The sequence below is a fragment of the uncultured Cetobacterium sp. genome (assembly GCF_945952365.1).
Classification (GTDB): Bacteria; Fusobacteriota; Fusobacteriia; order Fusobacteriales; family Fusobacteriaceae; genus Cetobacterium_A.
Genome location: NZ_CAMFHX010000013.1, coordinates 1 through 14482, shown reverse-complemented (window position 1 = coordinate 14482; position 14482 = coordinate 1). Strand labels below are relative to the sequence as shown.

13 protein-coding genes are annotated in these 14482 nt (G+C 29.4%); 3 read left to right on the top strand and 10 right to left on the bottom strand.

The features are described from left to right. Positions 1 to 45: 45 nt before the first annotated feature. From lysS to mutL, 6 genes are read right to left on the bottom strand one after another with little or no spacing between them, the layout of a single operon-like run. Complete coding sequence (gene lysS / locus Q0O83_RS06160; RefSeq protein WP_294095207.1) at positions 46 to 1524, bottom strand: lysine--tRNA ligase; 1479 nt, start codon at positions 1522 to 1524, stop codon at positions 46 to 48. Between the two features lie 23 nt (positions 1525 to 1547). Next, entirely contained in the window at positions 1548 to 2957 is a 1410-nt protein-coding gene (locus Q0O83_RS06155; RefSeq protein ID WP_294095205.1) for a tetratricopeptide repeat protein, read from the bottom strand. Positions 2958 to 3009: 52 nt separating this feature from the next. Next, entirely contained in the window at positions 3010 to 3378 is a 369-nt protein-coding gene (locus tag Q0O83_RS06150; protein ID WP_294095203.1) for a DUF1934 family protein, read from the bottom strand. Further along, positions 3378 to 3719 carry a hypothetical protein gene (locus Q0O83_RS06145; RefSeq protein ID WP_294095201.1) on the bottom strand — a complete coding sequence of 114 codons (342 nt, stop codon included), beginning with the start codon at positions 3717 to 3719 and terminating at the stop codon, positions 3378 to 3380. The genes Q0O83_RS06150 and Q0O83_RS06145 overlap by 1 nt, the downstream gene beginning before the upstream one ends. A gap of 42 nt (positions 3720 to 3761) precedes the next feature. Further along, positions 3762 to 4229, bottom strand: a complete 468-nt coding sequence (gene rlmH / locus Q0O83_RS06140; RefSeq protein ID WP_294095199.1) for a 23S rRNA (pseudouridine(1915)-N(3))-methyltransferase RlmH — start codon at positions 4227 to 4229, stop codon at positions 3762 to 3764. Beyond that, complete coding sequence (mutL, locus tag Q0O83_RS06135) at positions 4226 to 6112, bottom strand: DNA mismatch repair endonuclease MutL (RefSeq protein WP_294095198.1); 1887 nt, start codon at positions 6110 to 6112, stop codon at positions 4226 to 4228. The genes rlmH and mutL overlap by 4 nt, the downstream gene beginning before the upstream one ends. Before the next feature lie 144 nt (positions 6113 to 6256). On the opposite strand from mutL, the gene Q0O83_RS06130 reads away from it, so the two are divergent. The 3 genes from Q0O83_RS06130 (at position 6257) to Q0O83_RS06120 (ending at position 11471) form a co-directional block, all read left to right on the top strand. Next, positions 6257 to 8095, top strand: coding sequence for a transglycosylase SLT domain-containing protein (locus tag Q0O83_RS06130; RefSeq protein ID WP_294095195.1), 1839 nt, complete (start codon positions 6257 to 6259; stop codon positions 8093 to 8095). A 24-nt stretch (positions 8096 to 8119) separates the two neighbouring features. Beyond that, positions 8120 to 10636 (top strand): single-stranded-DNA-specific exonuclease RecJ, encoded by a 2517-nt coding sequence (recJ, locus tag Q0O83_RS06125; RefSeq protein ID WP_294095193.1) that lies wholly within the window; start codon positions 8120 to 8122, stop codon positions 10634 to 10636. Between the two features lie 103 nt (positions 10637 to 10739). Then, the gene (locus tag Q0O83_RS06120) at positions 10740 to 11471 is read left to right on the top strand and encodes a hypothetical protein (protein WP_294095190.1); all 732 of its coding nucleotides are present in this window, start codon (positions 10740 to 10742) and stop codon (positions 11469 to 11471) included. A gap of 31 nt (positions 11472 to 11502) precedes the next feature. On the opposite strand, the gene Q0O83_RS06115 is transcribed toward Q0O83_RS06120, so the two are convergent. The 4 genes from Q0O83_RS06115 to Q0O83_RS06100 are packed head-to-tail and all read right to left on the bottom strand — an operon-like array spanning position 11503 to position 14313. Continuing rightward, positions 11503 to 12078 carry a TetR/AcrR family transcriptional regulator gene (locus Q0O83_RS06115; RefSeq protein ID WP_294095188.1) on the bottom strand — a complete coding sequence of 192 codons (576 nt, stop codon included), beginning with the start codon at positions 12076 to 12078 and terminating at the stop codon, positions 11503 to 11505. A gap of 16 nt (positions 12079 to 12094) precedes the next feature. Continuing rightward, positions 12095 to 13309 (bottom strand): outer membrane protein transport protein, encoded by a 1215-nt coding sequence (locus tag Q0O83_RS06110; protein WP_294095185.1) that lies wholly within the window; start codon positions 13307 to 13309, stop codon positions 12095 to 12097. A 55-nt stretch (positions 13310 to 13364) separates the two neighbouring features. Next, a complete protein-coding gene (locus Q0O83_RS06105) occupies positions 13365 to 13853 on the bottom strand; it encodes a dihydrofolate reductase (protein WP_294095183.1) in 489 nt (162 codons plus the stop codon). 1 nt (position 13854) lies between these two features. Further along, a complete protein-coding gene (locus Q0O83_RS06100) occupies positions 13855 to 14313 on the bottom strand; it encodes a tRNA (cytidine(34)-2'-O)-methyltransferase (RefSeq protein WP_294095181.1) in 459 nt (152 codons plus the stop codon). Positions 14314 to 14482: the final 169 nt, after the last annotated feature.

Below are 14482 nucleotides of genomic sequence, written 5' to 3'. Positions count from 1 at the left end.
AAATATTAAAGAGGTGCTCCAAAGGAACACCTCTAAATTTAAAAATTAGTCTTTTCTTTTCATTTGAGGGAAAAGGATAACGTCTCTTATTGATGGTGCACCAGTAAGAAGCATAATCATTCTATCGATACCGATACCTAATCCACCAGTTGGAGGTAAAGCATACTCTAAAGCTTCAATGTAATCGTCATCAATAACAGCAGTAGCTTCATCATTTCCTAGTAAAGCTTCTTCAACTTGAGCTTCTAATCTTCCTCTTTGGTCAGCTGGATCATTTAACTCAGAGAATGCGTTAGCATATTCTCTAGCATCAATAAATAATTCGAATCTGTCAGTAAATCTTCCATCCTCAGCATTTCTTTTAGCTAGAGGAGAGATTTCAACTGGATGTCCATAGATAAATGTAGGTTGAACAATATGCTCTTCACATTTTTGCTCGAAGAATTCATTGATTATATGTCCAACTGTAGTCATATGATCAGCAACGTGAACGTTGTTTTCTTTAGCTAAAGCTTTAGCTTCTTCAACTGTTAAGTTTTGCCAGAAGTCAGCACCAGTAATATCTTTAATCATATCAACCATGTGAATTCTGTTGAATTTATCAAGGTTAATCTCTTTTCCATTGTACTCAATAGTAGTAGTTCCTAAAACATCAGTTGCTAGGAATTGGAATAAGCTTTCAGTTAAATCCATCATATCGTTATAATCAGCGTAAGCTTGGTATAGTTCCATCATAGTGAACTCAGGATTATGTCTTGTTGACATTCCTTCGTTTCTGAAGTTTCTGTTAATTTCATAAACCTTATCAAATCCACCAATTATTAATCTTTTTAAGTAAAGCTCTGGAGCTATTCTTAAGTATAATTCCATATCTAAAGCGTTATGGTGAGTGATGAATGGTCTTGCAGCAGCTCCTCCAACAATAGGGTGCATCATAGGAGTTTCAACTTCTAAGAAGTTCTTTTTATTTAAAAACTCTCTAACTCCGTTTATGATTCTAACTCTTTTCATGAAAGTTTCTTTTACTTCTCTGTTCATGATTAAATCTAAATATCTTTTTCTGTATCTAGTTTCTACATCAGTTAATCCATGGAATTTCTCAGGAAGAGCTCTCACGTTTTTAGAAAGTAATTCAACTTGAGAACCTCTTAAAGTTAACTCACCTTTTTGAGTCATGAATAAAGCTCCTTCAACACCGATGATGTCTCCAGCTCCTAATTTTTTAACTATTTCGAAGGCTTCTTCACCTATTTGGTCTTGTCTGATATAAACTTGGATTTTTCCAGTTTGGTCTTCTATATGAGCAAATACAGCTTTACCTTGCTCTCTGAATCCCATGATTCTTCCTGCTGTTTTGAAAGTAGTCTCTGTTTCTGGAGAAGATACTAAAAGATCTCCAACCATATGAACTTTATCATATTTCTTTCCGAATGGGTAAACTCCAAGAGCTTCAATCTCTTTTATTTTATCCCATTGCTCCATTACAAGACGTTCTTTTGCAACTCTGTCAAAGTATTTTTCCATATTTTTTCTCCCTTTTTTAAAATTTATAGTTTCAATAAATATATGCTACTTTTTCTACCCCAAGTGTTGCTTGGGTTATTTTCTCTAGACTTTCTTAAGTAATCTTTAGCTTTTTCAATATCCCCTTTTTTATGATAAATAACTCCTAAGTAATAGTAAAGTTCAGATGTATTTTCATCAAGAACATTTATTTTTTCAAAGTCTGTTAGAGCTTTGTCAAAATTATTCATTGAGAAATATGTTTTTCCACGATAGAAGTTAAGTTCAGATATATTAGTAGAGGAATTTTGAGCTTTATTAAAGAATATTAATGCTTCATTATAACTTTTACGATTAAGAGCTTCTATTCCATTTGCCATGTCTTTAGAAGAATCAGATGATGATGAAATAACAGGGATTGCATCGTTTTCTGTTTGATCTATCAATGTCGAAGTAGGAATTTCTGTTGGTGTAGTTATTAAAGATGGTGCACTAGTAGAACCAGCTAAGCTAAGGTAGTAGTTACCTTTATCCTTGTCACCATTTTGTGAATATAAAGAACCAATCAGTGTAGCAAGCTCAGGACTCTGGGCGTCGCTGTAGAATTTTTCTAAAAATTGTAATTCATCTAATGTAGCACTATTTTTAGCTTTAATAGCTCTCACTATTTCAGTATTTAATTTTAGATTATTTCTATTATAATCTAAATAGTAGTTATTAATAACAAAACTTCCAGAAGTTGCTTTCTCTTCAAAGCTTAGAAGTTTTATCTTTTCATCCTCATTAAGAGAGAAATTCTCTTTTAGATACCTAATCTCTTTATTAATTAAGACTTTATTTTCACTTGTAGAACTTAGGTCAAGCACCATAAAAGCTACATCTTTTTGATTGCTATTCGTAGGGAAAGCAGTTAGATATAGATGGGCACTTTTAACCAATAAATCTAAATTTTTATTGTTGTAGCTGTTTAAAATTATAGCATAATTATCTTTCTCAGTAAAATTATATTTCAATTTATTTTTTATCTTAACAGTACCAATATAAGTGAAGCCTCTATAAATTTCAGCTACATACTCACCTTGATATAAGCTGTTAAAATTTAAAGAGTTATTAGTTATATTAAAAGTATAGTCACTTTTAATAGGAGAAGAAATCATTTTCACTCTATCAGCATTAATGTTGTTAATAATTAGTGTCTCACCAGCATAGACTTCTACAGGAGCCATTATTTGAGATGGTAGATACTCACGAATAGAATTTGAAGCCAAATCTCTCTGAGTCAAATCATATAAATAAGCTACTCCAGATTCATTCAGGAAAAAACTATCCTGCTGTAAAACTGGATTTTTAACACTAGGAACAACAACTTGAGTTTGTTTTGGAAGTTGTGTCTGAAGATTAGTACAACTAAAAAGAATCAATGCTGTTGTAGAAACTAAAAATATTTTTTTCATTTACCCCTCCTTTAATAAAAAATAGAGCAAAGAGATTGCTCTATTCTAACTTTTATTGTACTTCGATTATTTCAATCTCTAGTTGGTTTATCTCTATACTATTATCGTATATAATATAGGCAATTGTCAACTTATTTTCAGAATAAACGTATTTTTTACAAAAAACTGTAAAATTCTTTTTTAAATACGGTGTGTTGTAGATAAAATTAGTTTTTGAATTCGGTTTAACTATAAGAGTACTTTCAATCTCACCAAATTTGAAAAACTCAGCAAAATAAGGGGATATTCTTATTTCACCTTTTCCATATTTATTATCATAAGAGAAAGTAGTAAATTCATCTGAAACTACTTTCTGAGCAATCATTTTTTGAGATATTTCTTCACCAAAAGAATCAAGACTGTTAATAACGATCTTAGCCATTAATAGTAATCCTTCTCATCATCATCATATCCCATATCATAATAATCACCATGATCATAAGAATCTTCACGATCATAATATTCGTCATCATCCCAATCTCCGATATTATCTGCTCCTAAATATTCCTCTTTCCAGAAATCTAAAACAGAATTAATTTCGTTAGAGTCATCGACAGGAACTAAATCATCCTCGTCTTCATCATATAAAAATATATAGTTAGTTCCATCAGTATCTTCAGTTATAAGGTATTCCTTATCCCTGATAATAAGATTTTCTAAGACAGTTATTTCGAACTCCTCGTCATCGATATTGTGATAAAAAGTTTCTCCTTGCGAATACATTGTTTCCTCCTAAAATTTATAAAAATAAAATAATAAAATAACTTATTTATGGTACTTAGTATTTTTTATTATACTAAACCATCTGTATATTTGTTCAATTAGTATCAATCTCATTAGTTGGTGTGGGAAAGTCATTTTAGAAAAACTTAATCTTAAATCAGAAATTTTTCTAATCTCATCTGAGACACCATAAGAACCACCGATTATAAAGTTGATAGTACTGTCACCATTGACAGCTATTTTTTCTATGTGATTAGCCATCTCTTCTGAAGAGAAATTCTTTCCACTAATATCTAATAGAATTTTAAATCCTTTGTTTTTTTCTAAAGTTTCAAGAATAGCCTTAGATTCTTTTTCGATAGAGATATTTCTATTCGAATCATTTCCATCCTCTTTTAATTCAAAAACTTTTAGTTTACCAAAGGCTTGAAGCCTTTTAGAAAACTCTTGTATACCATCTAGTATATATTTTTCTTTAATTTTTCCAATACAAATAATATTTATGTTCATTTTCTTTTAAATCCTTTCTCCATATCTAATAGGTTTATTTTGAATGTTATTGGTCTGCCATGGGGGCAAGTAAAACGGCCTATTTTATGAAGTTCGAGTATAAGCTTTTCCATTTCAGAAATACTTAGTTTTTCATTTGCTTTGATAGCACCTCTACAAGACATTGAAATGATCATACTTTCAATCACTTCATTTTTTGAGTTAACCTTATTTAATCCTTCAAGAATTTCGAAAAATATATTTTCAAAAGAATCTTTCGTTTTTAAAGTTGGAACAGCTCTAATTAAAAAGTCTAAATCATTAAATTGATCTATTTCAAAACCAAAATCTTCAAAGAATTTAATTTTATCTTTAAGTAGTTCTATTTGTTTTAATGTTAAAGAGATTTTTATAGGAACTAATAAAGCTTGTGATGAGATTTTATGATCTTCATATTCAGCTTTCAGTTTTTCATATAGAATTCTTTCATGGACAATATGTTGATCGTAAACGATTAAGCCGTTATCTTCTTCAACTAAGATAAAAGAGTTTGAAAACTGTCCAATAACCCTAATATTTTGTAAACTTACTTCATTAATCTCTTCTTTTGGCAACTCTTTAGTGGTTGTTTCGTTAAAACTTTTTACTTCAATTAATGTTTTTTCATTTTCTGCTTTTGTCTCTTCAAAATGCATTGTAGGTGTATTATGTTCTTCTATTGTAAGAGCTAATTTTTTCTCTTCAACTTTTATAGGAGAAAACATATTACTATTTTCTAAAGAAATTTTATTTTCCTTTTTTACTTCTTCTATTCCTTTTATATCATTAATTTCAAAATTTTCAAAAGAATTTTTTGAGTTATTTGAAATTTTTATTGTATTGATGTCTAACTCTTCAAAATTTAGATTTTCTTTTTTCACTTCAAAAGTTGGAGTAGTAAAATCTTTATTGAAATTTAAAGCTGCTTCGATAACAGAGTAAATTTCATGATAGATTTTATTCTCATCTGAAAACTTAATAATCTTTTTCGAAGGATGAACATTGACATCGATAGATTTAGGGTCTACTTTTAGATTGATTATTGCAAACGGATACTTTCCCTTCATAAGGTGAGTATAGTAGCCATCAATTAAAGCTTCTTCAATAATTTTAGATTTAACAGGTCTATTGTTAATAAAAGTGAAAATAAAATCTTTAGTAGATCTACTTAAAGAAAGGTTACCTATATAACCAAATTCGATGCTTTTTAAATTTTTAAGAGTTGAGACTCCGAAAAGTTCAATAAGAGTGTTTTCAATTCCTTTTCCACTTGTACGAAGGCTTTCTTTTCCGTCGATACTAAGGATAATTGATACGTTTGGGTTTGCAATAGCTTCTTGCAAAACGACTTCTTTTATTTTAGTGTTTTCAGTAGTGTCTTTTCTTAAAAATTTTAATCTAGCAGGAGTATTAAAGAAAAGATCTTTAATATCAATTTCAGTACCAGAACTTTTTTGAATTTCCTTTAGATTTGTTATTTTTCCACCAGAAACATTGATTGAATGACCAATAGAATCATCTTTTCTTTTTGTTGAGATAATCATTTTAGAAACAGCAGCAATAGAAGAAAGAGCTTCTCCTCTAAAGCCATATGTATTTAGATTGAAAAGATCATCTTTAGAAGAGATCTTACTAGTGGCGTGTCTTTCAATACAAAGTAGAAGGTCTTCTCGAGACATTCCTTTTCCATCGTCTGTAAGTTTTATATCTTTGCCACCTTTTTTTATATCAATTCGAATATATTTACTGTCAGCATCAAGTGAGTTTTCTAATAGTTCTTTAATTAAACTAGCAGGATTTTCTACAACTTCCCCGGCCGCAATCATATTCGAAAGAGATTCATCTAAAATTTTAATTATTCCCAAATAATCACCTCCCACAAAAATTATAACATTATTTATTATTATACAGATTTAAAATAATTTCAACTATTTTTTTTAGAAAATATAAATTTTTTAGTAAAAATTATATGATATAATAAAAATATAAAGTACTTAAAGGAGTGAAAAATGAGATATTTACAGATTTTGATATTGCTACTGAGCCTTGGAATTAAAAGTTTTTCATACAATATTGATGATTATATATTCTTTAATAAAGCTGTAGAAGCGAATGAAAAAAAAGAATATAAAAATAGTTTGTTTTTTTATGAAGTTTATCAAAAGAATTTCCCTTACTCATATCCTTTAAAGAGTAATTATGCTAAATTTTATATAGCTAAAAATTATATGGATATGGGAAAATTAGATGAAGCTCTTTTATATTTTTCAAGAGCAGTTTATATTCCAGAGAAGTATGTGAAACAAGAAGTCAAAAAAACAAATTATTTTCAATATAGAAGAGATTATTTTAGTGGAGAGATATATCTGAAAAAAGGAGAAGAAGTAAAAGCAGAAGAATATTTTAAAAGATTGTTATTAGATTACTATGATCCTCAATTAGAACCTTATGAAAAAAAAGCGTTGAAAATTTTAGAAAAAATTAATTCTAAGTATAAAGTTTTATATCAGGTTAAATATAATGAAGATTTTAAATATTTAAAAGAGTTTAAAAAAGATGAGTTATTAAAACTTAGTGATTATTTCTATGAAAAGAAAAAATATGAAAAAGTAATTCAAATTTTGAAAGAGGTTGATGGGTTTGAAAATTTACCTTATGATAAAAAAATAGTTTATGTAGAGTGCCTTTTGAGAATGGATGAAAATAGAAAAGTGATTGATTTGACGAATAAATTAGAAGAGGGTGAAGTAAGATTAGCTTTTTATAGAGGAGTAGCATTTGAGCAAAATAGAGATTTTCCAAGAGCTATTTATAATTATGAAAATATAAAAGATTCGAGATTGAGAGATAGAGCTTTATTCAGAACAGCAAGAATCTATTATCGATTAGAAGAGTATAGAAAGGCGAAAGATATAATAGAGAAGAGTACTAAAGAAGATGAAAGTATAAAAAGTTTAAAATTGGACATATATATAAAATTACAAAATAAAAAAAGATTTATACAAAATTATAATGAGTTTAAAGAGCTTTATCCCCAAAATCCTAAGATGGGATTGTATTATATGGTTTCAAATAAATTAGCTCAGAAAGTTGATAACCCTTGGGAATTAGCGAATTATAATATCTTTTTTACGAGTAATTATGTAGTAAGAAGTTACCTAAATTCATTAGTTAACTTTGAGATGAAAAATGGTTATAAAGAGGAAGTCTTAAAAAATGCGTTGACTCAAATTGGAGAGCTGGGAAAATCTGAACTTTTAGAGGTGGCAGTTCAGAGTGCAAATTTTGATTTAGATTCAGAAAGTACTCAAGATAAAATAACAATAATAAATAGTTTTATAGATAGTGGATTTTATAGAGAAGCTTTTGAAAAAGTTGACGATTTTAAAAGAGAGTTTTATAGATATAGAAATTTATTGCATTATATATATCCAAAATTTTATAGAAGAGAAGTTGAAAGTGCTAGAAAAATCTATATTCTTCCACAATCTTTGATATATACGGTTATGTATACTGAAAGCAGATTTGATAATGAAAATATTAAGTTTGGAAGAGTTGGGTTGATGGGTATCCCTGAAGAGATGATTAAAGGAAACGAGGAACTATATTTCGATCCTAAAACAAATTTAGAGATGGGAAGTAAAATTTTAAAAGAAATATATGAAAAACATAACGGAATGATTTTGAAAACGTTGATAGAATATCTTTATGGCGAGAAAGTTTTAAAAACATTGAATTTTGAATTAGATGGAGATTTGAAAATAGAAACTATAACTGATGAAAAGTTTCAAAAAGAGATTGAAGAGATTGTTTACACTTACTCTTTTTATAGTGCAATATATAATTAATAATTAGAAAAAAAGGACGGCGAAATGAGAAATACAAAATGGATATATAAATCAGAAGAGTTTAAGAAGCGGAATACGTTGATTGATAAAGATATAGAGCAGATACTTTACAATAGAGGAGTAGTCTCTGAAGAGGAAATCAATTTTTTTATAGATGGGACATTAGAAAATCTAATGAATCCAAGTGATTTAGCTGACGTTGACACTGGAGTTAAAAGAATATTAGAGGCAAAAAGTAAAAATGAAAGTATTTGGATATATGGAGATTACGATGTGGATGGGATAACATCAACGTCGCTGTGCTATTTAGCGTTAAAAGAGATTGGCTTAGATGTGAAATACTATATTCCTTTAAGAGATGAAGGTTACGGGTTGAATAAAGAAGCTTTAAGTTATATAAAAGGAGAGGGAGGGAATTTAGTAATAACTGTTGATTGTGGAATTTCATCTATAGCAGAGGTAGATCATTGTAACTCTTTAGGTATGGATATAATTATAACTGATCATCATGAAATAAATAATGAGTTTCCATCGGCGTACGCAGTTATAAATCCTAAAAGAACTGATAATAAAACTGATTATAAGTATCTTGCAGGAGTTGGAACAGCTTTTATGCTTCTCTTAGCTTTATATAAAGAGTTAGGAAAGAAAAATGATATATATAAATACTTAGACATAGTAGCAATTGGAACAATAGCCGATATAGTCCCTTTAAAGGGTGAAAATAGGTTGTTGGTAAAAAGAGGTTTAGAGCTTTTGAAAAGTAGTAAATGGCAAGGCCTTAATATGCTTATGAAAAGGTTATATGAAAATCCAATGGAGAAAAAATTCGATACGTATGATGTTGGATTTATAATAGCACCAATTTTTAATGCTGCTGGAAGATTAGAGGATGCAAAAATGGCAGTGGAGTTGTTTGTAAGTGATTCTCATATAGTTTGTGATAATTTAATTTATGATTTGATAAATAAGAATAGTGAGAGAAAAGAGATCCAAGAGGATATACTAAAAAAAGCTATAGAAAAAATAGAAGAGAAGAGATTAGATGAAAAAAGTGTTATAGTTGTTGCAGAGGAAAAATTTCATCACGGAGTAATAGGAATAGTAGCATCTAAGATATTGGATAGATATTATAAACCCTCTATAATAATGGAGATAAAGCCAGAAGAGGGGATAGCGACAGCATCATGTAGAAGTATAGAGGCGTTTAATATGATAGAGGCCTTAAATTCGATGAGAGAGCTTTTTGTTAAGTATGGTGGACATGCAGGTGCGGCAGGGTTTTCAATTCCTATTGAAAATATAGAGGAGTTTTCTGAGAGGATAGATAGATACGCTTTTGAGAGTTTGAGTAGTGAGGATACTAAAAAACCGATAAAGATAGATTGTGAGCTATCGATGATAAAAATATCGTTTGATTTAATGGATAAATTGTCGTTATTAGAACCATATGGATTTGGGAATTCCTCACCTTTATTTTCAATAAAAAACTGTAAATATGCAAACTTTAGAGCGATTGGGAAAGAGAAGAATCATCTTATGATGGATTTGATAAAAGATGGTGTAGAGATAAAAAACTGTGTTTGGTTTAACAGTGAGGATATGTTAGAAACAATTTTAAATAACCCAGAGATAGATGTAGCTTTTAAATTGAAAATGGAAACTTATAAGGATAAGTACCAGTATAAAATATTCATAGAGGATGTAAAACCATCTGCAAATGTTATAAATAACTATTCTGAATATGAAGCTTTATACAATTTGACATTCCCAATAAAATCTATTTTTTATACAAGAAGAGATATAGAAAATGAAAAGTTAAATATTAGTTTTGTAGCTGATGATGTTTCAATAAATGTTGGAAGAAATAGTATTGGATTTTTAGATAATCAAACAAAAATTCTTTTGAAAAAATTGAAAGAATACTACGATTATGATTTTAAAGTTGAAGTTGAAAAAATAGTGAAAAAAGAGGAAAATTATAATGTTCATATCAAAATAGAAAAAGAGAAAGAATTTAAAAGTTTGGCGATTGAAGCGGGGCAGATTTTTAAAGATATTAAAATGTTTTTGATTGGGGATTTTGAATATAACTCTTTACAAAAGAAAGTTTTGAGAACTATTTTTAAAGAAAGAAAAAACGTGGTTGTTAGTTGTGGAGATAAAAGAGGTGTAGATACCATTATAAAAACGATAGAGCTATATTATAAAGCGATTGGTAAAAAGGTTTGTGTAGTTAGAGATGGAGAGTATAAGAAAGAGGGATTTGAGTACTACATATATATTGGAGAGGCTCTGAAAAATAGTGAGGAGTATAATTTAGTTGTTGGAAAAAATAAAGTGAAATATGAGGGTTATGAATATATAGAGGATAGCTATGATATTCCGAATAATGTAAAAATTGTGGATGAGAGTGAGTTGAAAAGTAATGAAAAAATCTTTAGTTTTAAATTACCACTAAAAGAGAGAGCTTTAGCTGTTAAAGAGATTAAAGCAGGGGTGAAGTATTTTGCTACAGAGGATATAAATGTTGTTTTTTAGAACTTCGAAGTGAAGGTGTGATTTTAATTGTCAAAGAGGAAAGCTAGAAAATTTTGAGTATAAGAAATTAGAAAGTTTTTAAATAAAAAATGGCGGTGAGATCATGTATAAAGAGCTAACAGCTAAGATAAGGGCATCGTTAAGAGAACAATGGTTTTATCATATAGTGATAGGGGTATTATTTTTATTTTATACAGCTATAGTTATACTAGGGAATGGAATATTTTTAGATGATGTTGTCAAAGTATTGGGATTTTTATTTTTATTGACTGGGATTGGAAATCTAATTTATTCTTTTTCTGGAATAGGAGAGAGAGCTTTTCATTGGGGTGAAATATTTTTCTGGGGAGTAATAGAGGTTTTTTCTGGATGGATACTACTTTCAAATAGGTTGTTGATTGCTGAAAAAAATTTAATAGAAGAGGTTAGTTTAGCAATTGAGAAAGTTACGGCATCAAAAGTTGAATTACAAGGATACTTGATAATATTTTATATTGGAACGTTTCTTATGTTTAGAGGAATTAGCCATATGGTTACTAAAGTATATGAAAAAGATGGTATTGAGGACAATAGAACTTTGATAGTTATCAAAAGAGTTTTAATATTTGATGGATTTATAGATTCTATCTTTGGAGTGTTAATTACATTTTCGATGTATCTAGCTCAAGGTGTATTTTATTATATTTTATTTGTGTATATATTTATCACTTCAATTTTAACTATAATATTTGGATTGGGATCTAAGTATTCTTTGAAGATTGAGCGGCAAAAAGATAGTGTAGAAAAAGAAAATGAAAAAATAAATGTTGAGATTGAAAAAGAGACAACCGATTAGGTCGTCTCTTTTTTTTGTTTGTTATTTTTAATTACATATTTTTTGATCTGAAATCATCTAATCTTTTATAAAGCATAAGAGCAGCACTATTTAAAAGTTTATCTTGGATAAACTCGTTTGTTGGGTTTTCGAAATAATCGGTAGCTATTAAAGTTGCTAAACCGTGTCCAAATAACCAACAATCTAGAAATAGATCATTTTTAAACTCAGTAGGTAGGTTATTGAATCTTTCGTCCTTCTCCATCTCTACTTTCATTAAATCTCTAAACTTTTTTAATAGATTAGCATAAGAGTTATCTCTTAAGAAAATCGATTTGAAAAGTTGTTTTTCTTCTCTTGCAAAAGTACAAAGTCCAATACCGCTATTAAGGAAAACCATATCTGTTTCAGGTCTCATAACATATTCCATGAATATGCTTTTAGCTCTTTCGATAAGCTCTAATTTTAGTTCATCCATAGATGTGTAGCAACTGTATATAGGTGCTGGTGAACAGTGTAGAGCTTTAGCTAAATTTCTTGCTGTAATTTCATCTAAACCGTATTTAACAAACATTTCAAAAGCTTTTGCATGTATTTGTTCTCTTTTAAAAATAGCTTTTTTTGGCATAAGGCCTCCTAAAAAATTAGAATTTTTTTACAAAGTTAATACCTACACTAGATATTTCCTTTTCATATTTTATATTTTCAACAGTTCTAGTGTCGTAGAAGTAGTGGTTGAATGCTACTGTCCACTCCATAGTTTCGTTTGGTCTATATTTTACTCCAGTACCGATCATAGTTGAGTCAAGTGCGTACTCAGTTGCAGCGAAACTCTTATCTGGTGCTCCTGTATCAGCGTAGTTGAATCCAACTAACCAAGCGAATTGGTTTGTAAACCAGTACTCAGAACCTACAGATATCTCCCATCCATTATCGTAGTCAACGTTCATTTTTTCTACTCTATCCATAGTAGCTGATTCGTTGAAGTAGTAGTTACCACCGATGAATGTTGTCCATTGGTCAGTCACTTTATATGATGCTCCTAAAGCAGCTAAAGCAGGTAGGTCTCTTCTAGTTTTACGTCCGTCAGCATAAACAGGATATATATCCAATAGTGCATTAGAAACCATATTTGTTTTATCATTTATTTTAGATTCTGTTTCGAAATCTAAATTTACTTTTGTATCATATCTAAATCCGATGTTTAATTTATCATTAGGAGTATAGTTCAATCCAAGTTGTCCACCAAAACCAACAGCGGTTCTTTCAGAGTCAATAGAAACATCATTTTGACCTAAAGTAGTTTTAGCCTCTAAAGTTCTTTTTCCATAAACACCTCTAAGAGCAACTGAAGCCGACCATTTGTCAGTTAAGTTATATGCTTTACCTAAGGTTGTTTGTGCATACATATTTGATCCTTTAACATTTGTATTTTTTAAAATGTCATTGAAGTTTAAATTACCAAGATTCGGTAAAGGAATACTATCCTTATACTCAAGAGTGGCTCCTCCACCTACTCCTCCAACAGTCCAGAAGTATGCTCCATCATCTGTTTTTTTATAAAGAGCAAAGTTAGGAATTGGTGACGCTAGGTTAGTTGAGAAATCTCTTCCGTCTTGAGACATGTTTTGATCTCCAAATGCGTACTGAAGCCCCCCAACAAAGTAAGTACCATTTTCTAATCTCATAAGACCAGCAGGGTTAAAGTAAACTGTAGAACCAACATTTATAGCACCTTGCTGTGCAGGATTCCCTCCATACTCAGCTGAGTAGTTTTGAATATGATCTATTGACGCTCCCATTGTAGAAACACTTAAACTAGCGATTAAAGCTAGTAATGATAATTTTAATCTGTTCATTTGTATATATTCCTCCCTAGTTTTGAAAATTACTAGTGTAATATAACACATGTTTTTAAAAATTACAAGTGTTTTTTAAGTAGCGACGATAAGTGAAATCCTTATATTCAATCTCTTCGATTATGTTAAAATTTGAAAGATTTATTTCAGGGAAATGAGTATCTCCAAAAAAGCTTCCTTTAATATGCGAGATATGCAACTCGTTAATTTGAGGTAAAAAATATTCATAGATTGTTTTACCACCAATAATGAAAATTTTCTTATTTAACTCTTTCTGTAAAGAAAAAGCTTTTCTTAAAGCTTCATCAGGAGAATGAAATACATCAACATTATCAGAAGAAAAGTTTTTATCTTTTGTTAAAACTAAATTTATTCTGTTGGGAAGTGCTCGTCCTATAGATTGAAAAGTTTTTCTTCCCATAATAATAATATTGTCAGTAGTGACCTCTTTAAATTTTTTTAAATCTTCGGGAATATCCCAAGGCACATAGTTGTTTTTACCGATAAGGTTATTTTCATCCATTGCAACAATGAGTGAAAGCATATTATTCTCCTAAATCAAAATCATTTTGTCTAAGAGCTTCATAAAGAACAATAGCTGCTGAGTTTGAAAGATTTAAAGATCTTCCCATTTTTATCATAGGAATTGTAATACAAGTTTCAGTATTAGCTTCTCTTATTTCAGCTGGAATACCTCTAGATTCAGGTCCAAAAACAATAAAGTCGTTAGGTCCATATTTAACGTCAGAATATTTTTGAGTTGTTTTAGTTGTAGCAAAAAAGAAATTTGAATCAGGATAAGCTGCTCTTAATTCCTCGTAATTTTCCCAAACTTTTAAATCTATCATATCCCAGTAATCAAGCCCTGATCTTTTAATTTGTTTTTCGTCTAAAGAAAACCCTAAAGGCTTTATAAGATGAAGAGTAGTATTCGTAAGAACGCAGCTTCTCCCTATATTTCCTGTATTGTATGGAATTTCCGGCTCCATTAGCACTATATTCATAAAAATCCTCCTTAAAAAAGTTATTATAATTAAAGTCATTTAATTTTAGCATAATTTTTTTTAGAAGACAAAATTAATTAAAAAAGCTCTGTAATTTAATTTGTGTAAAAAAAAATAAAAAAAGTTGTTGACGAAGTTTAAAAATTGTGGTACTATAATTTCTGTCAGC

Bases quoted from the DNA above. Each gene is read 5' to 3' on its own strand.
- lysS (WP_294095207.1), bottom strand. From the start codon at position 1,524: ATGGAAAAATACTTTGACAGAGTTGCAAAAGAACGTCTTGTAATGGAG.
- Q0O83_RS06155 (WP_294095205.1), bottom strand. From the start codon at position 2,957: ATGAAAAAAATATTTTTAGTTTCTACAACAGCATTGATTCTTTTTAGT.
- Q0O83_RS06150 (WP_294095203.1), bottom strand. From the start codon at position 3,378: ATGGCTAAGATCGTTATTAACAGTCTTGATTCTTTTGGTGAAGAAATA.
- Q0O83_RS06145 (WP_294095201.1), bottom strand. From the start codon at position 3,719: ATGTATTCGCAAGGAGAAACTTTTTATCACAATATCGATGACGAGGAG.
- rlmH (WP_294095199.1), bottom strand. From the start codon at position 4,229: ATGAACATAAATATTATTTGTATTGGAAAAATTAAAGAAAAATATATA.
- Q0O83_RS06130 (WP_294095195.1), top strand. From the start codon at position 6,257: ATGAGATATTTACAGATTTTGATATTGCTACTGAGCCTTGGAATTAAA.
- recJ (WP_294095193.1), top strand. From the start codon at position 8,120: ATGAGAAATACAAAATGGATATATAAATCAGAAGAGTTTAAGAAGCGG.
- Q0O83_RS06120 (WP_294095190.1), top strand. From the start codon at position 10,740: ATGTATAAAGAGCTAACAGCTAAGATAAGGGCATCGTTAAGAGAACAA.
- Q0O83_RS06115 (WP_294095188.1), bottom strand. From the start codon at position 12,078: ATGCCAAAAAAAGCTATTTTTAAAAGAGAACAAATACATGCAAAAGCT.
- Q0O83_RS06110 (WP_294095185.1), bottom strand. From the start codon at position 13,309: ATGAACAGATTAAAATTATCATTACTAGCTTTAATCGCTAGTTTAAGT.
- Q0O83_RS06105 (WP_294095183.1), bottom strand. From the start codon at position 13,853: ATGCTTTCACTCATTGTTGCAATGGATGAAAATAACCTTATCGGTAAA.
- Q0O83_RS06100 (WP_294095181.1), bottom strand. From the start codon at position 14,313: ATGAATATAGTGCTAATGGAGCCGGAAATTCCATACAATACAGGAAAT.